Genomic DNA, 23,897 nt, shown 5'->3' with positions numbered 1-23,897 from the left:
AGGGCAGTATGTTCGAGGATGACGTGACGGTACCGGCAGGCTGGTATCCAGACCCCATGGGTCTGCCCCAGCTGCGCTGGTGGAACAATCACGCCTGGACCGAGCTCACGACCGAGGCCCGCCCGCCGCTCGTGATGCAGCAGCCGACTCGGCTCGCCTACGCGGACGACGAGCTTCCGACCCGCCGCCAGCAGCGCGAACAGCGCGAACGCGATGAGCAGTACGCCCACCTCGCCACCGACGCGGACGACGCGCGCGATGCCGTCGCCGCCCAGGCCCCGCTCACCGTGACGCTCAAGGAGCTCGAGCCGCCGGCACCGCTGGCCGTCGAAGCGGAGCAGACCGAGGTGCGCCAGGCCGCGGCGGAGCCCAACCCGGCGTCCCCTCCCACGCTCGAGGCCGACATCGTCGATGAGCGCCTCGACGACATGGACACCCGATTCACCCCTCGCGCCGCAGCGAGCGCCGTATCGTCCCCCAGCACCCAGTCCACGCAGAGCAGCACCCAATCGGCGCGCCAGGTCTTCGACCGCGACCCGATCGACGAGGAGCGCCAGCGCACCCGCGCTGCGGAGCCGGCGGCTCGCGTCACGACGGTCGAGAAGCTGCCGATCTACACCGCTCCCATCTGGATCATCGCGCTGGTTCCGATGCTGCAGCTCGTGGTCAGCCTGCTCCTGCTGCTCGGCTTCGGGTCCTCGGTCGGGATCGGGATCACCGCCACGATCTGGGGCGGTCCGTACCTGCTCATCCTGATTCTCGCGATCATCGACTACCTGCTGCTCAAGCGAGCGGGCCACGAACGTCCCGCCAGCTGGGCGTGGGCGCTCCTCACCGCCCCGGTCTACCTCATCGTGCGTTCGATGAGCGTGAGCCGGGTCGCCGGCTTCGGCCTGGCCCCGCTGCTCGTCTGGGCCGGCCTCGGTCTGCTCCAGCTCGGCTCGGTGTTGGTCGTTCCCGGACTGCTGATCTCCGCCCTCCCCGGCGCGTTCAGCATGGAGGCCGAGCAGCAGGTCGCGGCCGAGGCGTCGATCATCGGCGCGAACCTCGCGGTGACGTGCCCCACGACTCCCCCGGTGCTGGTCGGACAGACGTTCAGCTGCTCGGCGACGAGCACGAAGGGCGACTCGTATGACGTCACCGTGAGCCTCCAGCGGGTCAACGGCTGGATCGACTGGAAGGTCGACGACTGGGGCATCTACACCCTCTCGCGCTAGCCGTTCGGACCGCGCGGGGCGACGGCCGGGTCGGATACGCGGCGTAGGGTTGACCAGTGACAGACGCCGGAGACACCAACGACCAGAGCGGCGGCGTCCTCAGCGCAGCCGAGCGCAAGCGGCTGAGCCGGCGACCGAGCGACCGGGCCATCACCACGACCCTCGCGCTCACCGGCCTGATCGCGGCCTTCATGCAGACGCTCGTGACGCCGATCATCCCGCACCTGCCCGCCCTCCTCGACACCACTGCGGCCGACTCGACCTGGGTGCTCACCTCCACGCTGCTCGCGGCAGCGATCTCCACGCCGATCAGCGGTCGGCTCGGCGACATGTACGGCAAGCGCCGCATCGTGCTGGTGTTGCTGATCATCATGGCCGGCGGCTCGATCGTCAGCGCGTTGTCCAACACCCTCATCCCGATGATCGTCGGCCGAGTGCTCCAGGGCGTCGGGCTCGGCGTGATCTCGCTCGGGATCAGCATCCTGCGCGATGTGATCCACCCCAAGAACCTCGGCGGCGCCGTCGCGCTTGTCAGCGCCACCCTGGGCGTCGGCGGCGCGGTGGGCCTTCCCGTCGCGGCGGTGATCGCCCAGAATTTCGACTACCACTACCTGTTCTGGCTGGCGCTCCTGCTCGCCGTCGTCGCGATCGTGCTCGTCGGCACGATCGTGCCGGTCAGCACGCTCCGCGCGGGCGGCCGGTTCGACTTCGTGGGGGCCGTCGGCTTCGCTGTGGGGCTCGTGGGCATCCTGCTGGCCGTGTCGAAGGGCAACGAGTGGGGCTGGACGAGCCCCGTCACGCTGTCACTGCTGATCGGTGGCATCGCGGTGCTCCTGATCTGGGGTGCGGTGGAGTTGCGGATGACCGACCCGCTCATCGACCTTCGCGTCGCGGCCCGGCGGCCGGTGCTGCTCACCAACCTCGCCTCCATCTCCGTCGGTTTCGCCTTCTTCATCACCACGGCGGCGCTCCCGGTGTTGCTCGAGGCGCCCACCACCACCGGTGTCGGACTCGGCCAGTCGCTGCTCGTGTCGAGCCTCTGCCTCATGCCGCTCGGCCTCATCATGTTCTTCCTGTCGCCGGTGGCCGCTCGACTGTCGAACGCCCGGGGCCCCCGCACGAGCCTGATCCTGGGCGGCGCCATCATCACGGCGGCCTTCGCCCTGGCCGTCTGGCTGCACGGGGCGATCTGGCACGTGATCCTCATCTCGGCGATCGTCGGCGTCGGGGTCGGATTCGCCTACGCGGCCATGCCGACCCTCATCATGCGGGCGGTGCCGCCGAACGAGACGGCCGCGGCGAACGGCCTCAACTCGGTGATGCGCACGCTCGGCTCCACGGTCGCCGCCACCCTCGTCGGAGTGATTCTGTCGTCCCACCTCGTGCTCGATGGGGGCATCGGCATCCCCACCACCCAGGCGTTCCAGCTCGTGTTCGCGATGGGCGCCGGCGTCGCCCTCACCGGCGTTATCATCGGAGCCTTCATTCCCACCCGCGGCACCGGCTTTCCCGGCACCGCGAGCATCCCCATCCAACGCGCCTAGCCGCACTGCCTAGGGACGCTGGTTAGCCGGCTGATGGGTGGGCGGGCTCCGTTGGCGGTGGGGCTTGTGTCTCCGCCACTGTGCGGCACTCCCTTGCCCCTGGCACGCGTTGTGCAGGACGGCTCGGGCGTCCCACCGGTGCCCACCCCGAGACTCCAGTTGTGCAGGACGCGTTGTGCAGGACGACTCGGGCGTCGACGGGTGCCCACCCCACAGACTCCAGTTGTGCAGGACGGGTTCTGCAGGACGGCAGGACGGGTTGCGCAGGACGCCTCGGGCGGACAGCGATGACGCAAGGTGCAGAACCCACGGGAGCGTCCTGCAGACCGGAACCCTTCGGGTCGCCACACCCTGCCCGAGCTGTCCTGCACAAGCTGTCCTGCACAACCAGAGTCTGTGGGGTGGGCACCCACACCTCCGGGGCCCGTCCCGCAGAACACGGCCCGACCGACGCGGGCGGCACCACTAGGCGGCACAACCAGAGGGCCGAGACGGTCCAGCCTCCGGCGCACGGGGATGACCACGATCCCCGGTCATCGGCCGGCGGGCGAACCGACAGAATGGTGAGATGCCGAACTCCGTTCTCCTGATGCTCAACCAGCCGTCCGCAGACGCTCCGCCGCATCTCGTCGGCGCTCCGACGTTCGCGCTCGTCGACCCGGCGCTGCCCCAGGTGAGCGCCCTCGACCTGGGCGTGACGCGCGGCGACGGGGTGTTCGAGACGATCGGCGTGGGAGACGGCCACCCGCAGGCGCTCGAGCACCACCTGCGGCGTTTCGCCAGGTCGGCGGCGGCGCTCGACCTCCCGACGCCGGACTCCGACGTCTGGCGCACGGCGATCCTCGCCGCCATCGCCGAGCTGGGCGCCGTGCCCGAGAGCTCGGTGAAGACCGTGCTGACCCGCGGGGTCGAGGGGGACGGCAGGCCGACCGGCTGGGTGCACGCGAGCCTCGGCGCGGACTACGACTCCGCGCGCGTCGACGGCCTCCGCGTGGTCATGCTCGATCGCGGCTACCGTCACGATGTGGAGCAGACCTCCCCCTGGCTGCTCGCCGGGGCCAAGACGCTCAGCTACGCGATCAACCGGTCGGTGCTGCGCGAGGCGGCGAGGCGCTCGGCGGATGACGTGATCTTCGTCTCCAGCGACGGTTTCGTGCTCGAGGGTCCCACCTCGACCGTCGTCTACCGGTCGGGCGATCGCCTGCTCACCCCGGGCACCGGGCTCGGAATCCTCGAGGGCACGACCCAGTCGAGCATCTTCCAGTGGGCGGAATCGCTCGGCCTCGGCACCGGCTTCGAGCGCGCCACTCCCGAGACCCTCCGGCAGGCGGATGCCGCGTGGCTCGTCTCGAGCGTGCGGCTCGCCGCGCCGGTGCGCGAACTCGACGGCATGCCATTCCCCGTCGACCACGCGCTCAGCGCGGGAATGAACGCCCACCTTCTCGGGCTGCGGGAATGAGTCAGAGCGCGGCGTAGACCAGGGTCAGGAGCGCCTCGGCGTAGGCGTCATCCGCCTCTTCCGCCTCGACGATCGTCGCCTCGCCCCCCACACTCAGCTCGACGCGGTAGCCGGAGGCGGTGCGCACGAGCGACCGGAAGGTGCCACCGAGCAGCGCGCGCAACTGGTGTTCCTGCGGCAACCAGAGCGCATCCTCGAGGGCGACCGAGTCGAGTGCCCACTCGGTGGTGCCGTTGAACCCGAGGATCGTGCCGGTCTCGAACTCGTGCGACTCGATGGTCATGTCGCTCACCACGAAGACGTCGCCCTCGAAGCCCTCCCGGGCGATGACGAAGGTGTCTCCGGATGCCGGGCGCCAGCGCACGCCGGCCAGTCGAAGATCATTGGCGAGGGTCCGAGAAACCATCACACCATTATCGTGTCTGCGACTGGTTGTCTGCTGGAACGGAACGCACCCGGGTCGGAGCCAAAAACTTGGGGGCGGTGACTTCTTTGCTGCGACTGCCTCCCGCTGGAATACCCCCGTATCCAGCATGCGACATTCGCGAAATCACCGCCACCCAGGTGTCCCCCGGTGTTGCGTAGTTCGAGAATATGGCACCCGTGCCGCCCGTGTATGCCCCCAGTGAGGGGCGCCCTCGAAAGGGGGTTGGCCGAAAGGGGGACACGCCGTGTACCGCTGCCGCCGGGCTCGAGATTCCGGGCCGGCAGAGCGAAAGGCTCCGGGGCCAATGCAGCACTGCCGCAGTGTGGCTGACCGAAGCCTTTCGTTAGAGAGACTGTTAGATCTGCTCCGTGCCACCAAAATAGCCCCGCCCCTTCCTCGGCGCAACCCGTCAAGTTTCACTAGAGAGTTGAGGCCCGGGTCCCGGGAGGCCGAACCTGAGTGTGCGGTGATGATTTCCCGGACACCCGGCTGCAAGGGTGTCCCCCACGGGGCTTGCTGCGTATGGTGACAAAGGGGCGGATCGACCGCTTGCCCATGGAGGTGCACGTGAACGGGATCCCCGACTACCTCGAAGCGTGGATCGTCACCCAACGCTGGTACGCCGGCAAGGGGCGAGCACCGCGATTCGAGGACATCGGCGGATTCGAGCTCGAAGACGTGTCAGACGGCTCGCACGGGCAGGTTTCCATTCGCGTCCACCTGATCCTCGACCACGCCGCCAATCCGGTGCTCTACCAGGTTCCCCTCACTGAACGCCGAACTCCTCTTCCGGGCGGGGAAAGCGGCCTCGTCGCCACCCTGGTCGATGAGTCGGGGTCCACCCATATCTACGACGGACCATTCGACCCGGCCTACGCGACCGCGCTGCTCAGGCTGATACTCGACGAACGCGAGGTGCAGGACCCTCGCACCTCGGGCCGTCTCGCCGCCCGGGGCCATCGCTACCCGTACGGGGACGGCCTCGGGGTCGTGTCATCGCGAGTGCTCGGCGGCGAACAGTCGAACACGTCGATCGTCTATGAGACGGTCCTGCGCGGCGACGGCCCGGGCTCCCCGGTCATCTGCAAGCTCTTCCGCGCCCTGCACGACGGCGACAACCCGGATGTCGTTCTCACCGAGGCCCTCGGCACGGCGGGATCGACAGTCGCGCCGCGCGTGATCGGCCACCTCACCGGCCAGTGGCGGGACAGCGGAAAACCCCACGGTCTCGCGACCGGCCACCTCGCGTTCGCCGAGGAGTTCCTGCCGGGGGTGCAGGATGCCTGGCGGGTGGCCCTGAGGGCGGCGGACGTCGGCGAGGACTTCACCGCACCCTCTCGGGCGCTCGGCGAGACGACCGCGGAAATGCACCGCACCCTCGCCACGGCCCTGCCGTCGCGGGCCACCACGCCGGCCGACATCGTGCAGATCGTCTCGAACATGCGCGAGCGGTTCGAGATGGCGGCGGCCCAGGTGCCGAGCCTCGCCGTCTACCGTGAGGCGCTCCGTGAGGTCTACGTGCGCGCGGCGTCGAGCCCGTGGCCGCCGCTGCAGCGCATCCACGGCGACTTCCACCTCGGCCAGGTGCTCGCGGTCCCCGGCCGCGGCTGGGTCGTGCTCGACTTCGAGGGCGAACCGCTGCGCCCGATGACCGAACGATCACTCCCCGACATCCCGTTGCGCGACGTCGCCGGCATGCTGCGTTCCTTCGATTACGTGGCCGGGTCGATAGCCCTCAGCCAGCCCGGGCGGTCAGTGACGGAGTGGGCGCTCGCCTGCCGTCGTGCCTTCCTCGACGGCTACATCGAACGCTCCGGCCGCGACGTGCGCGCCCACCGAGCCGTGCTCGACGCGTTCGAGATCGACAAGGCGCTCTACGAGGCGGTCTACGAGGCGCGCAATCGGCCGGCCTGGCTGTCGATCCCTCGCGACGCGATCACGAGGCTCATCGAACGCGCCACGCAGTCCTGATCGCCCGCCCGGCGCACTGGGTCAGGCGGCCGCCTCGCTGATGGCCTGCTCGAGCAGGTGCACCAGGGCGTCGAGTTGCACGCTGGACTCCGCGGCGATCTCCGAGTCGTCACCGTCGAGGGCCCGAGCCGCGAGGCCCGCCTTGCTGTCGATGAGTTCGGCGATCTTCGCGTCGATCGTCTGCGACGCGATGATGCGCCACGCGGTCACGGGCTCCTCCTGGCCGATGCGGTGCACCCGGTCGATCGCCTGGGTCTGCTCGGCACTCGTCCAGCTCAGTTCGGCGAGCACGACGTTCGACGCCGCCTGCAGGTTGAGCCCCACACCGGCCGCGGTGAGGGAGGCCACCACGACCGAGACCCCCGGGTCGTTGTTGAACGCGTCGACCTGCGCCTGCCGGAAGGCGGCCGTCTGGTCGCCCCGGATCGACACAGTCTTGAGACCGCGCTTGGCGAGCGTCTCCTCCGCGGCATCCATCACGTCGATGTGTTTGGCGAAGAACACGACCTTGCCCACCGAGCGGGCGAGCTGCGCCGTGTAGTCCGCGGCGAGCACCGCCTTGGCCTGGCCGATCTTGCGGACCATGGTGAAGACGTTCTCGCCCGTCTTCGCGGCCTTCGACTCCTCCAGCTCTGCCTTCGCGACCATGCGCACGAGCTCCGGGTGCGCGGTATCAGAGGTCTCGGAGCGGGCCTTGAGCAGCGCGGTGTAGCGCGCGAGAAGCCGGAGTCCGAGCTCGTGCTCCGCCTGCCGGATCGACCGGCCGAGATCGTCGTCGAGTTCCACCGGGAGGTCGGCGATGCGCTTGGCGGGCAGGTCGGCCGCCACGTCGATCTTCTTGCGGCGCACGATTCCCATGTCGATCACCGTCTGACGTGCCTCGGCGAAGAAGCCGAAGTCGGCCGGGGTGAGCCCGTTGTCTTCCAGGTGTTCCATGAGCTCGGCCGTCGGCTTTTCGCCGTCGATCCAGCCGAGGAACTGCCAGATCGCGCGGAAGTCCTCGATCGTGTTGATGAGCGGCGTTCCGGTGAGGGCGATCATCAGGGCGCGCGGCGAACGGCTTCGGATGCTCTTGGCGAGCGCCAGCACGTGCTTGGAGCGCTGCGAGTCGCGGTTCTTGATGAAGTGCGCCTCGTCGACGACCATGCCCTTGAACCCGAGGGTCCCGAGCCAGCCGATGTGCCGGTCGAGCACGTCGTAGTTGACGATCACGACGTCTGCGAACGCGTCGAGGTTCTCCCCCGAGCCGTGGATGACCGTGGCTGTCCGCTTCGGCGTCCAGAGCTCGACCTCCCGTGCCCAGTTCATCTTGACGACGTTCGGCACCACGACGAGGAGCGGATACGAGTTGGTGACCTGCGCGGCGAGCAGCGCCTGCGCGGTCTTGCCGAGGCCGGGCTCGTCGGCGAGGAGGTATGCACGGTGACCCGCCCTCGCGCTGGCGACGAATTCGGCCTGGTGGTGGAAGAGCTCGAGGCCGTCGGGCACCCTGCGGTCCGCGGCCGTAGGCTCCGGGAGCGCCATGCTCGCGACGTTGCCGCCCGAACCGTACTCGAATGCCCGGAAGAGCGGTTCGAGAAGCTCCCAGTTGGCGAGCCGGCGGGCGACCGGGGCCGCCTTGACCGGCTGGCTGAAGTCCGGGGCGAGGAACGGGTTGGAGAGCTGCCTCGCGATCACCGACTGGGGTAAGACGGCGCGTTCGGCGGCGGCAGCCACCGGCTCCGGTTCGCGCACGATGAGCAGTTCGTCCGGGGAGAGTTCGACTCCCGCGGCGATCAGCATGTCCCGCCGGAGAGTGCGCGCGGCATCCGTCACGGCCGTCTCTTCGGCGAGAAGCTGGATGAGGGAGGTGTCGCGGGCGGCGGTCTTGGCCAGGATCGTGGCCACCCCGTCGAGGCGCTTGAGGGTCTCGGTGCGCTCGGCGTCGGTGAGTTCCTTGTCGGTCTTCGCCTTCGCACGCTCCTCGCGCATGAGCAGTGCGATTACCTGGAACTTCGTGCGGTTCGTGGGTCCGACCTTGCCACGTTCGGCGGCGCCCTCGACCTCACGCACGGCTCGGGCGAGCACGGGGATCACCCCGGCGTCATCCGCCCCCCTCGAACGGCGCGACGACGCGCGCTGCGTCGTCTGGCGTTGGGCCGGCTTTCGCGTGGAGGCTTGCTTTCTCCCCGTCGACTTGCCTTGCCCCGACTGACCCTGGCCGGACCGAGCCATGCTTCTCCCGCATCTATGGGCACCATGGCTGACGAAGGCCTGGTCCCTCCCGATGAGGGACCTGCTGCCGAGTTGCCAGGCGCCGAATCCTGACTCGACTACACCGGGCTCGAGCAGATCGGTACCGAGAGAGACTCGGGTGCCGAGGTCGAGACGATGATGGGTTTCGTCGAGTGCTCAGGCCAGTTTAGGCCCGAAATCGCGATTCGCGCACGCACGGCGCCCCGCATACTGGGGTGCGGATCGCCGCCTACCGTTCACCCGCTGGCCAGTTTGGAGTGGTGTGATTGATACATGACCGGTTATACGGCCCAGTTTCCCAGGCCCGATCACTTCATAGTCCACATGAGCGACACGCATTTCGTCGCCGGGGACGGTCCACTGTATGGCGCGGTCGACAGCGAATCCCACCTTCGCTCCCTCTTCGCAGACCTCGAGGCATCCGGTTCTCACCCGGAGGCGATCGTCTTCACCGGCGACCTCGCCGACAAGGGCGACCCGGAGGCCTACGCCAAGCTCCGGGCGATCGTGGAGCCGGCGGCGGCCAGACTCGGCTCGCGGGTCGTCTGGGTGATGGGAAACCACGACGACCGCGGTCACTTCCGCAGCGGGCTGCTCGGGCAGTTTCCCACCACAACCCCGGTCGACCGGGTGCACGACATCAACGGACTTCGCATCATCGCCCTGGACACCACGGTTCCCGGCCATCACCACGGCCTCGTCTCCGACTCGCAGCTCGACTGGCTCGCCGAGGAACTCGCCTCCCCCGCCCCGCACGGGACCATCCTGGCGATGCACCACCCTCCGGTGCCGAGCGTGCTCGACCTCGCCGTGCTCGTCGAGCTCCGCGAGCAGAACGGTCTCGCCGAGGTGGTGCGCGGTTCGGATGTGCGGGCCATCATCGCCGGTCACCTGCACTATTCGACGACGTCGACGTTCGCCGGCGTCCCAGTGTCGGTAGCCTCGGCGACCTGCTACACCCAGGACCTCAATGTACCGGTGGGCGGAACGCGCGGCCAGGACGGTGCCCAGTCCTTCAACCTCGTGCACGTGTACGAGAACACGGTTCTGCACTCCGTCGTCCCGATCGGCCGGTACGCTCCGGTGTCGTTCGTGAGCGCGGCCGAGACGGCGGAGATCCTCGCCAGGGAGAACGTCACCATCCCGCCACGAGTCAATGGGCCGGTGCTCCCGGACGAGGAACTGCACCCGCCGACGCGCGAGCTCGCGACGGTCTAGCCCTTCCGGTCTCTGCGCCTGGGGCCGCCTGCCGTCTCGCGCTGCGGCGGCCGTTCCCCGCCTCGCGGCGGGAGCTATCCACGCCCGCCCCACCTCGCGACGGGAGCTATCGCGTCGCGGCGGGAGAAGTCCACGCCCTCCCCACCTCGCGGCGGGGAAACTACGTCGCGGCGGGAGGCACGACTCCCTCCGCGGGCACTTTTCCCCGCCACGGCCGGCGATTACTCCCGCCGCGAGGGGAATGAACGCGCCCGACACGGTAAGCCGAGACCGAGAAGACTGGCTAACCCGGCCCCCGAACCCCTAGAGGTTTGCGGCGTCAGCGGGAAGGTCGGGGTTGGAGGTCTCCTCCGAGGCGACCGGGCGCTCCCACGGGGCGACGATCGGGTAGTACGCGTCCAGGAACTCGCGGATCGCATCCGCCCGCTCCTCCACCGTGAGCTCGGGAAAGCTGCCGTCGTTGAGACAGAACAGGTCGATGTCACGCCGCTTGAGCAGTCGCTTCATATCCGAGAGGCCCGAACGCATGGTCGTGTCGACGTAGCGCACCCTCGCCTGCGTCTGGAGCACTGCGCGACCCGACATGAGGGCGTAGTAGTGGTAGAGGGAGTTGGTGACCGACACGTCGGTGGCCGAACGGAAGGTGCTCGCGGCGGTGCGCGCGAACTCCGCCGGGAACTCCAGCTCCAACTCTCGCATCACCGACTTGCGCAGCGGCGCCGCGGTGTGCTCGAGGTGGCGGGTGATGGTCTTGCCGAAGCGGTCTTCGAGTGCCGCGCGATTCACGCGAGCCGCGTTCTCGAATCCGCTCCGCTCGAGGTTGCTCGGCCCGAGCCCGATCCGCGTCGTCGCCTCGATGAACTTGGTGACCCCGCCCGGCGAGAAGAACATGTCCGGCGTGACGGCGCGACCGAAGAACATGTCGTCGTTGGAGTAGAGGAAGTGCTCGCTGAGGCCCGGGATGTTGTGGAGCTGGCTCTCGACGGCGTGCGAATTGTGGGTCGGCAGCACCGAGGTGTCCGCGAAGAACTCCTCGCTCGGCACGATGGTGACCCTCGGATGCTCGGCGAGCCACTCCGGGCGGGGCGAGTCGGTGACGATGTAGACGTTGCGGATCCACGGCGCGAAAAGGTTCACCGACCGCAGGGCGTACTTCAGCTCGTCGAGCTGGCGGAAGCGGGCGTGCGAGTCATCGCCCTCGCCCACCACGTAGCTCTTCATGCGCCTGGCGCGGGCGCGCTGCCACTCGATCGCCGCCCCATCCACCCAGGAGAAGACCATGTCGATGTCGAAGGTGATGTCGCTCGCCTGCGGCTCGAACATGCCGGCCAGTGTCGGCCAACTCCGTCCGTAGAGTTCGACGGTGGCGGGGATCGCCTCGGTGCGCGGGAGGGCGGTGCGCATGAGCGAGTTCTCCGCCGGCGCGGAGATCGTGTCGCTTCCGGTGCGCCAGAGTTCGAGTCGAACACCGGTGCGGGCGCCATAGCGAAGGCCGCCGCTCTCGGTGACCCGCGGGCGGAAGAGGGTGAAGGCGCGCTGCGTCGAGTCGGTGGACAGCCGTCCGTCGGCCAGCAGCACCGGGACTCCCGTGGCCCCGTCGGCGGGCTTCGAATAGAACGGTTCGTCGGCGCAGGCCTCGGCAAGGGCCGCCCTCAGCCGCTTGCGGTCGCGCCATTCCACGGCGATCAGCGGGCGATCGTCGTTGCCGCGTACGAGCAGGAAGTCGATCGAGGCCGCCCCGAGCACCGAGCGGATGAAGAGCAGGTCCTCGATCATCGCCTCACGGGGAGTGAGGTGAGAGTTGCGGATCGCGAGGCGACCCTTCGAGAGCACGAGGTCCGCGCGGTTCGGAACCGGGGACAGGCTTGCGGTGGGGAGAAGCGCGCCGGATGGCTGGATGTCGTTCACGGTATGGCCCAATCGTTCGAGCCCGAATCGCTCGACGATCGAATCGGCGCGAGACATTAGCTAGGGCCATTTTAGCGCCTCCCGCAGGGGACACCCGACGGGCAGGATCCGTACCCCGGAGCCGTCGGCGATCAGTTGCCGGGATAGCCCCCGTCGTTGGAACCCCGCTGGTCGCCCCGCGGTCCCATAAAGCCGTGGTCGGGACGGTCGCCACGCTGTCCGTTGCCGGGCGCGCGGTCGGCCTGCCGCATCGACGGGCCGTCGACGTGCGTGGCCGATCCGACGAGCACCCCGCCGCCGAAGGTGGCGCCGAGCACGACGACGGCGCCCACGATCGCGCCGGCGAGCACGAGTCCGCGACGCGGTCGCGAGCCCTGGACCGGCGGGTTGCCGGCATAGCCGGCCTGCCCGGAGGGAGCGCTCTGGTCGTCGGGGGTGGTGTCCTGGGTCGGTTCGCTGGGCATTGGTGCTCCTTCGGGAAGCCTGTGTTCGGGAGACCTGGACGGCCTCGCAGGTACAACGATGCTCCCCCGCGCTATGGGCACGACAAGCGCAGCCCGTCCACCAGCCGGGAAGAGGCTATGAACTTGCCGTGTCGGCGGCAGGCGTCGTCAGCGGCGCCGATTGCGGTCCTCCGGATTCTTCACCTTCACGAGCAGCCCGACCGCCACGAACAGGAGTGTCCCCACGAACTGCGCGGCAACCCAGAGCTGGCCGTGGAACTCGAATGGCACGACCGGATTCCAGACGACGGCGATGGCCGCGAGGCCCACGATCCACCACCACTGCGCCGCCTGGTAGGCGAACACGCAGAGGATCAGGGCCAGGATGCTCACCCCGAACCGGATGAACAGGTAGCCCCCGGCGTTGTCGAGCAGCGCGAGCCCGGCGAGCAGCACGATCGCGCCGAGGATGCCGGGGGCGAGCGCCGGTCGGCGGAACTCGGGGGTCGGGTAGGAAGTCATGGCTCTATTCTGTGCCCTCGCCTGCGGCCGACGGCGCACCGCGTGCACGAGGATGGGGGGATGCCGGATGCCCTCGCCAACCTGCGCTCCCTCGTGCGGATTCCCACCGTCTCCGGCCAGGATCCGGCCGACACCGACTGGGCGCCGTTTCGCGCCCTCGTCGCGCTCCTGCCGTCGCTGTACCCCGCCACCCACCGGCGACTCAGCCTCGAGATCGTGGCGGAGCACTCCCTGCTCTACCGCTGGAAGGGCAGCACCGATGGCCCGCCGACGGTGCTGATGGCCCACTACGACGTGGTGCCGGCCACCGACGAGGGCTGGGAGCATCCGCCGTTCTCCGCAGACGTCACCGGCGAGGGCGACGACCGGGTCGTCTGGGGGCGGGGCACCCTCGACGACAAGGGGGCGCTCGTCGCCGTGCTCGAGGGGGTGGAGGCGAGCGTGCTGGCCGGCCACACTCCCCGGTGCGACGTGTACCTGAGCTTCGGCCACGACGAGGAGACGGTGGGCTCTGGCGCGCGCGCCATCGTCGACCTGCTCCAGTCCCGCGGCATCCGCGCCGGTCTCGTGATCGACGAGGGCGGCGCCATCGTCGAAGACGTCTTCCCCGGGGTGAGCGGGCCGATCGCGGTCGTCGGCGTGAGCGAGAAGGGCATCCTGAGCGTCACCCTCACCGTGGAACAGGGCGGTGGCCACGCGTCGACTCCCCCGAGGTTCTCCGCGACCGCCCGGCTCGCACGGGCGATAGTGCGGCTCAACCGGCGCCCGTTCCGCGCGGGTTTCAGCGCGCCGACGCTCGAGATGATCGGCACACTCGGGGCGCACGCGAGGGGGCCGCTTCGCTTCGCCTTCACCAATCTGTGGCTCACCAGGCCGGTGCTGCTCGCGGTGTTCGCGCGGTTGAGCGACGAGACCAACGCCCTCATCCGCACCACCCAGGCGGTGACCATGCTGCGGGGCAGCCAGGCGGCCAACGCCCTCGCGGAGCGCGCGGTCGCGACCGTCAACATCCGCGTCGCGATCGATTCCAGCGTCGCGGATGCCGTGGCTCACGTTCGCCGAGCCATTCGCGACCCGCGGGTGGTGATCGCCGTGCAGCACCCGCACGAGCCATCACCCGTGTCGCCGACGAGCGGGCCGGGCTGGGAACTGGTGCGGCGCACCATCGGCGAGTCCTTCCCCGGCACGATCGTCACACCGTACGTGATGATGGCGGCGAGCGACAGCCGTCACTTCACCCGCATCAGCGACTGTGTCTACCGGTTCAGCCCGTTCGAGATGTCGACGGCGGAGCGCGGCACCCTTCATGCCAGAAACGAGCGCCTGAGGGTGTCCACCCTGCTGCGCGGGGTCGACTTCTACACGAGGCTGATCGCCGGGCTGTGAGCCGGTTCGACTAGGAGCCCGGCCTCGCGTACTCGTCGAAGATGATGGCCTGGATCGGGCGACTCATCGGCGGCTCGTCGCGCAGTCGCTCGAGCGCCGGACGCAACTCGGTCAGCCACGCCTCGTAGCCGGCCGCGTTGAGGTGCAGGCGATCGTCGGAGTAGGCGGGGTTGAGCTCGCCGTCCTCCAGCGCCATCGTCGGCCAGAGGTCGAGATACTGGGCGTGCACCGTCGGCGCGAACTGGCGAAGGTGGATGTTCGCCTCGCGGATGCGGTCGGCGAACTCCCGTCCGCGGGGAAGAACGGACTGCACGAGCATCCGGGATCCCGGAAGGTCGCGGCGCAGATCGACCAGAATCGACTGGATGTTGCGCACGAGCTGTTCGACGTTGCGTCGCATGCCCAGGTCGTTGGTGCCGATCAGGAGCACGATCTCGTCCGGCTTGGCGGCGACCACGGTGTCCAGGCGGGCCAGCACGTCCTCGGAGCTGTTGCCGGCGACGCCGAAATTGAGGGTCGTGACGCCGGGAAACCACGTGGCCCAGTCCCCGCCCTGCGTGATGCTGTCGCCGAGAAAGAGTACGGTTTCTTCAGTCATTGTGTGACCTCCCGAGGTCGCGTCATAGTGAGGACCACTTACTCCATGATTGCAAGCCAGGCTGGGAATCGCTAGGGACCTTCGGCTCGGAGGTCAGGCCGCGATGCCTTCATCCACCTTCCGGGACCGCGCCTGCGCCTCGGCGGTCCGGGTGATTTTGTCCGCCATCCCGCTGAAGATGACGCCGTGGAACGGCAGGATGCTGAACCAGTACAGGCGCCCGGCCAGCCCCCGCGGAAAGAACACTGCCCGCTGCCGATAGTGGGATCCACCCCGGCTGTTCGGGGTGACGCTGAGCTCGAGCCAGGCCTGGCCCGGCACCTTCATCTCGGCCCGAAGCCTCAGGAAGCTTCCGCGCCGCAACTCCTCGACGCGCCAGAAGTCGAGGGCGTCGCCCGCGTGGAGATGGTCAGGATTGCGGCGACCCCGGCGCAGGCCCACTCCCCCCACGATCTTGTCCGCCCAGCCGCGCACGGCCCACGCCAGCGGGAACGAGTACCAGCCGTTATCGCCCCCGATTCCCTCGATCACACGCCAGACCTCGCCGGCCGGGGCATCGGTATCCCGCTCCCTGAGATCGGTGTAGACGGTGTGGCCCGTCCAGTCCGGATCGCTGGGCAGCAGGTCGCTCGGAGCCCCGCGCACGGCCGAGTTCTGCCAACTGGTGACGACCTCGCCGTCTCGCATCCGTTCGAGGGCCAGCTTGACCGCCGTGCGGTAGCGCGTGAGGCCACCCTCCGGATCGGGGATGAACTTCTCGATATCGTGTTCGTGAACGACGCAGTCGTACTGCAGTGAGGCGATGATCGGCACCGCCAGGGCGCGCGGGATCGGCGTCACGAGGTTGACCCATTGCGAGGCGAGCCACGGCGTGAGCACGGGCAGGGAGGCGATCGGACGCTGCTTGAGGCCGGCCTCGAGGGCATAGCCGTTCATCATCTGCCCGTAGCGAAGCACGTCTGGGCCGCCGATGTCGAAGGTGCGGTTGACGTCGGCCGGGAGCCCGGCCGCCTCGACGAGATAGTAGAGCACGTCGCGGATCGCGATCGGCTGGATGAAGTTGCGCACCCATTTCGGCGCCGGCATGTACGGGAGCACGTCGGTGAGGTGACGGATCATCTCGAACGACGTCGACCCGGACCCGATCACCACCCCGGCCTGCAGAGCCGCGGTCGGCACGCCCGACTCCAGCAGGATCCTGCCCACCTCGGCCCGCGACCGGAGGTGCGGGGACAGTTTGCCGTCCGGGTGCAGTCCGCCGAGGTACACGATCCGCTCGACACCGGCCGCCTTCGCGGCGCGCGCTGCATTCGTCGCCGCGGTGCGCTCGGTCCTCTCGAAGTCGCCCTTGCCTCCCATCGAGTGCACGAGGTAGTAGAGCACGGAGACGCCTTCCACGGCGGGGACGAGGGTCGACGCGTCGCCGAGGTCGCCCGTGACGATCTGCACGTCCCTGGCCCAGGGCACGTCGGTGAGCTTGCCCGGATCACGCACCAGCACCCGCACGGTGTAGCCGGCGGCGAGGAGACGGGGCACGAGGCGCCCGCCGATGTATCCGGTGGCACCGGTGACGAGCGCTGTTCCTGCAATGGCCATCGTCCAAGCCTAGGGACAGCCCCTGAATGCCGGGTAGGAGGAGGCCCGAGGGAGCGTGCGGCCTCAGTTTCCCGGAGGTCGCCGTCCGCGGCGGCGCAGCACCTGGCCGTAGATGCCGCCGGCGACGCCGAGCACCACGAGCACGCCGCCCAGGAGATAGCCGAAGGGGAATGGGGTGGATGAGACGGTCGACTTCGCCGCGAGCGGCCCGTGCGACCGGGCGACCGGTGTGGCACTCGGTGCGGCACTCGGTGCGGCACTCGGTGCGGCACTCGACTCAGCACTCGGTTGGACCGGCGCAGACGCGGCGGGCACCGCTGCGGGGACGGGGGCGGCGGCCCTCGGGGCCGGAGCGGCCGGCGCGGGGGCCGGAGCCGCGGCGGCCGGCGGGAGCGGGCCGACGTGCCCCGGATACTTGCCGAAGTCCTCGACGCCCCAGGTCACGCCGTTCACGGTGATGAAGGCGATGCCGATGTCCGTGAAATCGCCGAGGATGTTCGCCCGGTGGCCCGGAGAGTTCATCCACGCCGTGTGCATCGCGCCCGGTGTCGGCTGGCCCATCGCGATGTTCTCGCCGGCCCGCGTCCATCCGACCGGGATCTGCGCGCTGTAGTCCGGATTGTGGACCATGCTGTTGGTCGCCGCCATCTGCTCGGCCCACGTCAGGGCCACAGCATCCATCGCGGCATTGCGCAGCAGCCCGGCCTGCCCGTTGGCCGCGCGGGCCTCGTTCACGAGAGACCCGATGGTGTCGGCCTCGCTCGCTGATGCGGACTGCACACCGACCGCGCCGACCCCCACGAGCGCGAGCGTCGCCGTGAGCAGCACGACCGCGAGGCCGCGTGCTCCGGTGCTGATTCTCGGCTTCCGCATCCGACAAGCCTAGGACGTCGCCGCCGGGTCCCTCGCGGCCACCCCGAACGCCCTCCGCCGCATGCCGGTCGCCGCGACGCCGGAGGCTGGACCTTTTCGGCCCTCCAGCTGTGCCGCGTAGTTGTGCCGCCCGCGTCGGTCGGGCCGTGTTCTGCAGGACGGCCCCGGGAGGCGTGGTGCCCACCCCACAGACTCCAGTTGTTCAGGACAGCTTGTGCAGGACACGGCAGGGGTGTGGCAACCCGAAGGATCCCGGTCTGCAGGAGCTCCCGTCGGTTCTGCACCTATTGTCCTCGCCGTTTGTCCTCGCCGTCGGCCCGAGCCGTCCTGCACAACCCGTCCTGCACAACTGGAGTCTGCGGGGTGGGCACACGTGGACGCCCGAGCCGTCCTGCTTAACCCGTCCTGCAGAACCCGTCCTGCACAACTGGAGTCTGCGGGATGGACACCCGTAAGTCGCCAGGACGTCCCGCACAACGCGTGCCAGGGCAAGGGAGCGCCGCACAGTGGCGGTGAAGCCGAAACACCCTCCCGGCATGGCTCTGTGAATACCATCGCCACAGGCCCCACACGGCGATCGGTAGTCCCGCTAGAGGAGCCCCTTGGTGTGCCAGACCGTCTTGGTCTCGGTGAAGAAGGTCACTCGTTCCACCGAGGGGGCGGGGACGCCCACCTCGGGCGGAAGCACGCGCTTGAGCGTCTCGGCGGCGGCGATCTGCAGGTCGACCCAGGTGGCGTCGCCGGCGAGGTCGCCGGCCCCGGCGAGGTCGATCGCGTTGACGTCGGCGTGGCTGGCGAGCCACGGCGCGATCTCGGCCGCCGATCCCGTCAGCACGTTGACGACACCGCCGGGCACGTCGCTCGTCGCGAGCACCTCGGCGAGGCTGATGGCGCTGAGTGGCGCCGCCTCGCTCGCGACCACCACCACGGTGTTTCCGCTCACGAGCGCCGGGGCGACGACGCTCACCAGGCCGAGCAGGCTGGACTCCTGCGGGGCGATGATCGCCACCACCCCGGTCGGCTCGGGCGTGGAGATGTTGAAGTAGGGACCGCTCACCGGGTTTCCGTTGCCGGCCACCTGCACGTACTTGTCGGCCCAGCCGGCGTACCAGACCCACACGTCGATCGCGGCATCCACCTGCCTCTCGGCGACCGCAGAGGAGACGCCCTCGCCCTGGCTGATCTCCTGCACGAACTGGGCCCGACGGCCCTCGAGCAGTTCGGCGATGCGATAGAGCACCTGGCCACGGTTGTACCCGGACGCGCCGGACCAGCCGGAGACCGCTGCGCGGGCGGCGACCACAGCATCCCGGGCATCCTTGCGGGATGCCTTGGCGGCGTTGGCGAGGAACGCGCCCTTGGCGGTCGAGACCTCGTAGACTCGCCCGGACTCGCTGCGGGGGAACTTGCCCCCGATGTAGAGCTTGTACGTCTTGGCGACGGCGATCCGGCTCATGCGGTGGCTCCCTTGGCGATCGTGGTCTGACTGCCCCAGCCGGCGGACTCGAGGTAGGCGGCGAGCCCGTGACGGCCGCCCTCGCGGCCGTAGCCGGACTCCTTGTAGCCGCCGAAGGGACTGGACGGGTCGAACTGGTTGAACGTGTTGGCCCACACGACGCCCGCACGGAGCTTGTCGGCCACCGCGAGCACGCGGCTGCCGTTGGAGCTCCAGATGCCGGCGGAGAGGCCATACGGGGTGTTGTTGGCCTTGGCGATCGCCTCGACCGGGGTGCGGAAGGTCAGCACGCTGAGCACCGGCCCGAAGACCTCCTCGCGCGCGATCCGGTGGCTCGTCGACACCCCGGTGAAGATCGTCGGGGCGAACCAGAAGCCCTTCGCCGGAATCTCGCAGGGGGCGGTCCAGCGCGTGGCCCCCTCCTCGTCTCCCACGTTCGACAGTTCTCGGATGCGGTCGAGCTGTTCGCGCGAATTGATGGCGCCGATGTCGGTGTTCTTGTCGAGCGGGTCGCCGAGCCGGAGCGTGGTCAGCCGCTGCTTGAGCCTGTCGACCACCTCGTCGTGCACGTTCTCCTGCACCAGCAGGCGAGAACCAGCGCAGCAGACGTGCCCCTGGTTGAAGAAGATGCCGTTGACGATGCCCTCGATGGCCTGGTCGATGGGCGCGTCGTCGAAGACGATGTTGGCCGCCTTGCCACCGAGCTCGAGGGTGAGCTTCTTGCCGCTGCCCGCCGTGGAGCGGGCGATTGCGCGGCCGACGGCGGTCGAGCCGGTGAACGCCACCTTGTTGACGTCGGGGTGGTTCACCAGCAGCGCACCGGTGTCCCCGGCTCCCGTGATGATGTTCACGACTCCGGCCGGCAGGTCGGCCTGCTGCAGGATCTCCGCAAAGAGCAGAGCGGTGAGCGGCGTCGTCTCGGCCGGCTTGATCACGACGGTGTTGCCCGCGGCGAGCGCCGGGGCGATCTTCCAGGCGAGCATGAGCAGCGGAAAGTTCCACGGGATCACCTGGGCGGCGACACCGAGCGATGCCGGGTTGGGCCCGAGGCCCGCGTAGTCGAGCTTGTCGGCCCAGCCGGCGTAGTAGAAGAACCACGCGGCGACGAGCGGGATGTCGACGTCCCTGGTCTCCTTGATCGGCTTGCCGTTGTCGAGGCTCTCGGCGACCGCGAGCTCGCGGGCGCGCTCCTGCACGAGCCTGGCGATGCGGAAGAGGTATTTGCCGCGGTCCGCTCCGGAGAGCTTCGACCAGGTGCGCTCGTAGGCGCGACGCGCGGCGGCGACCGCGGCATCCACGTCCTGCGCGTCGGCGGAGGCGATGTCGGCGATCTTCTTCTCCGTGGCGGGCGAGATGGTCTGGAAGGTCTCGCCGTGGCCGGAGGTGAATTCGCCGTTGATGAAGAGCCCATAGGAATCGCGAAGGTGCAGGATCGAGGTCGACTCGGGTGCCGGCGCGTAGTCGAGGAATCGCGTGCTGATGTCGGTCATGGTCAGTCCACCGTTACGTAGTCGGGGCCGCTGTAGTGGCCGGTCGTGAGCTTCTGGCGCTGGAGCAGCACGTCGTTGAGCAGGCTCGACGCGCCGAACCGGAAGAGGTGCGGCTGCAGCCACTCCTCCCCCACTGTCTCGGCCACCGTCACCAGGTATTTGATGGCGTCCTTGGAGGTGCGGATGCCGCCGGCCGGCTTCACGCCGATCTTCTCCCCGGTGAGGCGGTGCCAGTCGTTCACCACCTGCAGCATGAGCAGGGTCACCGGCAGGGTGGCGGCCGGCGCCACCTTGCCGGTGGAGGTCTTGATGAAGTCGCCCCCGGCGAGGATCGCGAGCCAGGACGCCCGGCGAACGTTGTCGTAGGTGGTCAGCTCCCCCGTCTCGAGGATCACCTTGAGGTGCGCGTAGCTCCCGTCCTCGCGCCGGCAGGCCTCCTTCACCGCCACAATCTGGTCGAAGACGAGGCCGTACCGACCGGAGAGGAACGCTCCGCGGTCGATGACCATGTCGATCTCGTCCGCGCCGGCGAGCACGGCATCCCGGGTGTCCGCGATCTTCACCGGCAGCGAGGCACGACCGCTCGGAAACGCCGTGGCGACCGCGGCGACGTGGATGCCCGCCTCGCCCCCGGCGGAGCCGAGCGCCTCGACCGCGCACGGCACCATGTCGCCGTACACACAGACCGCTGCGACCCGGGGCGTCGACAGGTCGGAGGGGTCGGGGATCATCGCCTTCGCGGCCAGGGACTGCACCTTGCCGGGCGTGTCCGCTCCCTCCAGAGTGGTGAGGTCGATGAGTCCGATGATGGTGTCGAGGGCACGGGCCTTCGAGGTGGTCTTGATGGAGCGGGTGCCGAGGTCGGCCGCGCGCGCCTCCAGGCCCACGGCATCCACTCCGGGCAGCCCCTCGAGGTGCAGCCGGAGGCTCTTCTCGGTGAGGTCGCCCCCGATGAGCTGGGTCGCCCGCTCGGCCGGGGCCAGGGCCACCGCGTTGTCGAGAGTCATGATTTATTCTCCTCCACTAGTGCTGCGGCGGTCTGCTCATCGGTCACGAAGACCGTGCAGAGCGCGCTGCGGACGATCGCTCGCGCGACCTGCTGTTTGGCGCGGCCGGCAACCACCGCGATGCTCGTGGTCGCCGCGCGCAGGGCGTCGAGCCCGAGTCCCACCGTGCGCTCGTCCAGATCGTGGTCGACGATCGCGCCATTCGCGTCGATGTAGCGGCCGACGACGTCGCCCACCGCACCCTTGCGCACGAGCTCGGCGACGTCGCCCGGACTCAGGTAGCCGCTGTCGACGAGCACCGAGCTCTCGTCGGCCACGCCGGCGCTGTACAGGTAGGCGGATGCCTCGGCGGCACGTTCCAGGACGCCGGCAACGGCGCGGTCCGCCTCGATCGCGAGTCTCGTCTCCCGGCGCTCGAGGATGGCGGGGATCGGCAGCAGGGTCGCCTGGCCGCCGCCCTTGCGCGCAATCGTGACGGCGGTGGCCGCCGCCGTGCTCGAACGCGTGTTGAGGCTCACGCCGCCGTTGATCTGCACCACGTCCACCCCGCGCGACCAGCCGTTGGGCAGACGTTCGGCGATCTCGTCGAGGGTGCGCCCCCAGCTCACGCCGAGCGTCCGCGGCACCGGACGAAGGGCCTGCAGGTAGTCGGCCGCCGCCTCGGCGACGCGGGCCTGGAGGGTCGATCCGTCGGACGGCACAGGCACCACCACGGCATCCCGCAGGCCGAAGCGCGCCATCAGCTCGTGCTCGAGCGAGAGCCGTCTTGCCCGGGGGTGCACGATCTCGATGCGGATGATCCCGCTCTCGCGGGCCTGGGCGAGCAGCCGGCCGACCTTCCACCGGGTGATGCCGAGGAGGGCGCCGATCTCGTCCTGGGTCTTCACGTCGTCGTAGTAGAGCTCGGCCGCGCGCACCGAGAGCAGTTCATCGCTCATCGTCGCATCGCGGGCAGCCATGCCCCGAGCCTACGCGCGCCTCGTGTCCGGATCAACAGATGTGGGGACCCTGCTCAAATGAGCACGACGCGCCGGATGCCCGCGAAGCAGTTCGTGCAGTTGGTCGAGACGGGTCTCCCACAACTGGCCGATCCGCGCGGCGAACGCCGACTCGATCTCGAGGCTGACGGCCAGGCTCAATGCCGTGCTGGTGCCTCGCGGCCCACCCGGCACCGCGCGGAGCGCGAACCGCAGGGCGCCCCGATCATCGGTGGAGAGGGCGAGTTCGGTGGGCGACTCGAACCCCGTGATCTCGCCGCGCAGTCCCGTGACGGCCGGGAAGCCCTCGCCAGACAGGTCGTACCGACCGCCCACGCGACCGTCGATCCGGGCGTCCCCGAGCCAACCACCGACGAGCACGGGGTCGACGAGCGCATCCCACACGATCACCGGCGACCACTCAAGCTCTCGCTCGAACCGCAGGGTGACCGTATCCACGCGGACGACATTACGCCGTCGCGGCTCGATCCCGTCAGGGCCGGTCCGGTCATGGCCAATAGGCTGATCGCATGACGACGAAGCTCGAGAGCGCACAGCCCGCGGACACCGCGGCCATCCGACGAAGCGATTTCGATCGGCCGCTGGCGACCGGCGGCACCCGATGAGCCTCGAGTTCGCCATCGCCGTCGACCTCGGCGGCACCAAGGTCGAGGCCGCGCTCGTCGACCCGTCCGGCGTCGTGCTGGCGGGGAGCCGCTTTCGCGCGCCCACCGGTCCCGAACGCAGCGCGGATGAGCTCGCCGACTCGGTGAACGAGGTGCTCCGCGGCGTTCTCACCGCCCTACCGTCCGGCGCAACCCTGCTCGGCGCCGGCGTCGGCTCGGCCGGCCCGGTGAACGAGGCCGAGGGACGGGTCTCCCCGCTCAACCTCGAGGCCTGGCGGCAGTATCCGTTGCGTGACCTCGTGGTCGCCGCCCTCCCGAGCATGCCGGTCACCCTGCGCATGGACGGCATCTGCATCGCCCTCGCCGAACACTGGGTCGGGGCCGGGCGCGGCTACGACAACGTCATGGGGATGATCGTGTCGACCGGGATCGGCGGGGGGCTCGTGCTGCACGGCAACACGGTCTCCGGGCCCACCGGCAACGCCGGCCACATCGGCCACGTCGAGGTCGCGGGATTCGACGACCCCTGCCTCTGCGGCGGTATCGGCTGCGTCGAGGCGATCGCGTCCGGCCCCAAGACCGTCGCGTGGGCGAACCGTCAGGGCTGGACCGGCTCCACGGGCGAGGAGCTCGGTGCGAGCTACCGCGCGGGCGACCCCATCGCCCGTGCGGCCGTGGAGCGCTCCGGCCGGGCCATCGGTCAGGCGATCGCCTCCGCGACGGCCCTGGTCGACCTGGAGCTCGTGGCCATCGGCGGCGGCTTCTCGCTCGTCACCCCCGACCTTTTCGACCACATCCGCACCGCCATCGCCACGCGCTGGCAGTTCGAATTCGTCACCAAGGTCAAGGTGGTGCCCACCGGCCTGTCGAGCGACGGGCCGCTCATCGGTGCGGCCGCCCTCATCCACCGCGCCAACGTCGTCGGCTGAGCGCCGCAGGAGACG

General features: G+C 69.4%; 20 protein-coding genes. 7 read left to right on the top strand and 13 right to left on the bottom strand.

Going from position 1 to position 23,897, the window contains the following annotated elements; genetic code table 11:
• The first annotated feature begins 23 nt into the window (after nt 1-23).
• The 3 genes from FVP33_RS07920 (at nt 24) to FVP33_RS07910 (ending at nt 4,220) form a co-directional block, all read left to right on the top strand.
• Entirely contained in the window at nt 24-1,217 is a 1,194-nt protein-coding gene (locus FVP33_RS07920; RefSeq protein ID WP_222706649.1) for a DUF2510 domain-containing protein, read from the top strand.
• 56 nt (nt 1,218-1,273) lie between these two features.
• A complete protein-coding gene (locus FVP33_RS07915; protein WP_246142225.1) occupies nt 1,274-2,761 on the top strand; it encodes an MFS transporter in 1,488 nt (495 codons plus the stop codon).
• Between the two features lie 568 nt (nt 2,762-3,329).
• Entirely contained in the window at nt 3,330-4,220 is an 891-nt protein-coding gene (locus FVP33_RS07910; protein WP_147783048.1) for an aminodeoxychorismate lyase, read from the top strand.
• Nucleotide 4,221: 1 nt separating this feature from the next.
• Here the strand turns inward: FVP33_RS07910 and FVP33_RS07905 are convergent, their stop codons facing one another.
• The gene (locus FVP33_RS07905; protein ID WP_147783047.1) at nt 4,222-4,626 is read right to left on the bottom strand and encodes a hypothetical protein; all 405 of its coding nucleotides are present in this window, start codon (nt 4,624-4,626) and stop codon (nt 4,222-4,224) included.
• Nucleotides 4,627-5,214: 588 nt separating this feature from the next.
• Here FVP33_RS07905 and FVP33_RS07900 point away from each other — a divergent pair.
• Nucleotides 5,215-6,618: a maltokinase N-terminal cap-like domain-containing protein gene (locus tag FVP33_RS07900; protein ID WP_246142224.1), complete on the top strand. Its 1,404-nt coding sequence runs from the start codon at nt 5,215-5,217 to the stop codon at nt 6,616-6,618.
• Between the two features lie 21 nt (nt 6,619-6,639).
• On the opposite strand, the gene FVP33_RS07895 is transcribed toward FVP33_RS07900, so the two are convergent.
• Entirely contained in the window at nt 6,640-8,832 is a 2,193-nt protein-coding gene (locus FVP33_RS07895; RefSeq protein WP_147783045.1) for a DEAD/DEAH box helicase, read from the bottom strand.
• A gap of 294 nt (nt 8,833-9,126) precedes the next feature.
• On the opposite strand from FVP33_RS07895, the gene FVP33_RS07890 reads away from it, so the two are divergent.
• Nucleotides 9,127-10,071, top strand: a complete 945-nt coding sequence (locus FVP33_RS07890) for a phosphodiesterase (protein WP_147783044.1) — start codon at nt 9,127-9,129, stop codon at nt 10,069-10,071.
• 303 nt (nt 10,072-10,374) lie between these two features.
• Here FVP33_RS07890 and FVP33_RS07885 read toward each other — a convergent pair whose 3' ends face one another.
• From FVP33_RS07885 to FVP33_RS07875, 3 genes are all read right to left on the bottom strand, one after another.
• Nucleotides 10,375-12,036 carry a stealth family protein gene (locus tag FVP33_RS07885; RefSeq protein WP_147783043.1) on the bottom strand — a complete coding sequence of 554 codons (1,662 nt, stop codon included), beginning with the start codon at nt 12,034-12,036 and terminating at the stop codon, nt 10,375-10,377.
• A 74-nt stretch (nt 12,037-12,110) separates the two neighbouring features.
• Complete coding sequence (locus FVP33_RS07880; protein ID WP_147783042.1) at nt 12,111-12,443, bottom strand: hypothetical protein; 333 nt, start codon at nt 12,441-12,443, stop codon at nt 12,111-12,113.
• Nucleotides 12,444-12,590: 147 nt separating this feature from the next.
• Nucleotides 12,591-12,944 (bottom strand): DUF6804 family protein, encoded by a 354-nt coding sequence (locus FVP33_RS07875; RefSeq protein ID WP_147783041.1) that lies wholly within the window; start codon nt 12,942-12,944, stop codon nt 12,591-12,593.
• A 60-nt stretch (nt 12,945-13,004) separates the two neighbouring features.
• On the opposite strand from FVP33_RS07875, the gene FVP33_RS07870 reads away from it, so the two are divergent.
• Nucleotides 13,005-14,330 (top strand): M20/M25/M40 family metallo-hydrolase, encoded by a 1,326-nt coding sequence (locus tag FVP33_RS07870; protein ID WP_147783040.1) that lies wholly within the window; start codon nt 13,005-13,007, stop codon nt 14,328-14,330.
• Between the two features lie 10 nt (nt 14,331-14,340).
• Here FVP33_RS07870 and FVP33_RS07865 read toward each other — a convergent pair whose 3' ends face one another.
• The 8 genes from FVP33_RS07865 to FVP33_RS07830 form a co-directional block, all read right to left on the bottom strand.
• Entirely contained in the window at nt 14,341-14,928 is a 588-nt protein-coding gene (locus tag FVP33_RS07865) for a GDSL-type esterase/lipase family protein (protein WP_147783039.1), read from the bottom strand.
• Between the two features lie 93 nt (nt 14,929-15,021).
• Nucleotides 15,022-16,524, bottom strand: coding sequence for an SDR family oxidoreductase (locus FVP33_RS07860; protein WP_147783038.1), 1,503 nt, complete (start codon nt 16,522-16,524; stop codon nt 15,022-15,024).
• 63 nt (nt 16,525-16,587) lie between these two features.
• Complete coding sequence (locus tag FVP33_RS07855; protein WP_147783037.1) at nt 16,588-17,397, bottom strand: CAP domain-containing protein; 810 nt, start codon at nt 17,395-17,397, stop codon at nt 16,588-16,590.
• A 589-nt stretch (nt 17,398-17,986) separates the two neighbouring features.
• Entirely contained in the window at nt 17,987-18,853 is an 867-nt protein-coding gene (locus FVP33_RS07850) for an aldehyde dehydrogenase family protein (RefSeq protein WP_147783036.1), read from the bottom strand.
• The gene (locus FVP33_RS07845; RefSeq protein ID WP_147783035.1) at nt 18,850-20,343 is read right to left on the bottom strand and encodes an aldehyde dehydrogenase family protein; all 1,494 of its coding nucleotides are present in this window, start codon (nt 20,341-20,343) and stop codon (nt 18,850-18,852) included. The genes FVP33_RS07850 and FVP33_RS07845 overlap by 4 nt, the downstream gene beginning before the upstream one ends.
• 2 nt (nt 20,344-20,345) lie before the next feature.
• Nucleotides 20,346-21,350 (bottom strand): deoxyribose-phosphate aldolase, encoded by a 1,005-nt coding sequence (gene deoC, locus FVP33_RS07840; protein ID WP_147783034.1) that lies wholly within the window; start codon nt 21,348-21,350, stop codon nt 20,346-20,348.
• Nucleotides 21,347-22,309, bottom strand: coding sequence for a sugar-binding transcriptional regulator (locus FVP33_RS07835; RefSeq protein ID WP_147783033.1), 963 nt, complete (start codon nt 22,307-22,309; stop codon nt 21,347-21,349). The genes deoC and FVP33_RS07835 overlap by 4 nt, the downstream gene beginning before the upstream one ends.
• Before the next feature lie 9 nt (nt 22,310-22,318).
• On the bottom strand, nt 22,319-22,786 hold the full coding sequence (locus FVP33_RS07830; protein ID WP_187270617.1) for an SRPBCC domain-containing protein: 468 nt from the start codon (nt 22,784-22,786) through the stop codon (nt 22,319-22,321).
• A gap of 163 nt (nt 22,787-22,949) precedes the next feature.
• Here FVP33_RS07830 and FVP33_RS07825 point away from each other — a divergent pair, with 163 nt between their 5' ends.
• Nucleotides 22,950-23,882 (top strand): ROK family protein, encoded by a 933-nt coding sequence (locus tag FVP33_RS07825; protein WP_147783031.1) that lies wholly within the window; start codon nt 22,950-22,952, stop codon nt 23,880-23,882.
• Nucleotides 23,883-23,897 lie beyond the last annotated feature (15 nt).

This window comes from Lacisediminihabitans profunda (genome assembly GCF_008040105.1).
In the GTDB taxonomy this organism is placed as follows: Bacteria; Actinomycetota; Actinomycetes; order Actinomycetales; family Microbacteriaceae; genus Lacisediminihabitans; species Lacisediminihabitans profunda.
This window is presented reverse-complemented; position numbering and strand designations above follow the sequence as displayed.

Bases quoted from the DNA above. Each gene is read 5' to 3' on its own strand.
- FVP33_RS07910 (WP_147783048.1), top strand. From the start codon at position 3,330: ATGCCGAACTCCGTTCTCCTGATGCTCAACCAGCCGTCCGCAGACGCT.
- FVP33_RS07905 (WP_147783047.1), bottom strand. From the start codon at position 4,626: ATGGTTTCTCGGACCCTCGCCAATGATCTTCGACTGGCCGGCGTGCGC.
- FVP33_RS07895 (WP_147783045.1), bottom strand. From the start codon at position 8,832: ATGGCTCGGTCCGGCCAGGGTCAGTCGGGGCAAGGCAAGTCGACGGGG.
- FVP33_RS07890 (WP_147783044.1), top strand. From the start codon at position 9,127: ATGACCGGTTATACGGCCCAGTTTCCCAGGCCCGATCACTTCATAGTC.
- FVP33_RS07885 (WP_147783043.1), bottom strand. From the start codon at position 12,036: ATGTCTCGCGCCGATTCGATCGTCGAGCGATTCGGGCTCGAACGATTG.
- FVP33_RS07880 (WP_147783042.1), bottom strand. From the start codon at position 12,443: ATGCCCAGCGAACCGACCCAGGACACCACCCCCGACGACCAGAGCGCT.
- FVP33_RS07875 (WP_147783041.1), bottom strand. From the start codon at position 12,944: ATGACTTCCTACCCGACCCCCGAGTTCCGCCGACCGGCGCTCGCCCCC.
- FVP33_RS07870 (WP_147783040.1), top strand. From the start codon at position 13,005: ATGCCGGATGCCCTCGCCAACCTGCGCTCCCTCGTGCGGATTCCCACC.
- FVP33_RS07865 (WP_147783039.1), bottom strand. From the start codon at position 14,928: ATGACTGAAGAAACCGTACTCTTTCTCGGCGACAGCATCACGCAGGGC.
- FVP33_RS07860 (WP_147783038.1), bottom strand. From the start codon at position 16,524: ATGGCCATTGCAGGAACAGCGCTCGTCACCGGTGCCACCGGATACATC.
- FVP33_RS07855 (WP_147783037.1), bottom strand. From the start codon at position 17,397: ATGCGGAAGCCGAGAATCAGCACCGGAGCACGCGGCCTCGCGGTCGTG.
- FVP33_RS07850 (WP_147783036.1), bottom strand. From the start codon at position 18,853: ATGAGCCGGATCGCCGTCGCCAAGACGTACAAGCTCTACATCGGGGGC.
- FVP33_RS07845 (WP_147783035.1), bottom strand. From the start codon at position 20,343: ATGACCGACATCAGCACGCGATTCCTCGACTACGCGCCGGCACCCGAG.
- deoC (WP_147783034.1), bottom strand. From the start codon at position 21,350: ATGACTCTCGACAACGCGGTGGCCCTGGCCCCGGCCGAGCGGGCGACC.
- FVP33_RS07835 (WP_147783033.1), bottom strand. From the start codon at position 22,309: ATGGCTGCCCGCGATGCGACGATGAGCGATGAACTGCTCTCGGTGCGC.
- FVP33_RS07825 (WP_147783031.1), top strand. From the start codon at position 22,950: ATGAGCCTCGAGTTCGCCATCGCCGTCGACCTCGGCGGCACCAAGGTC.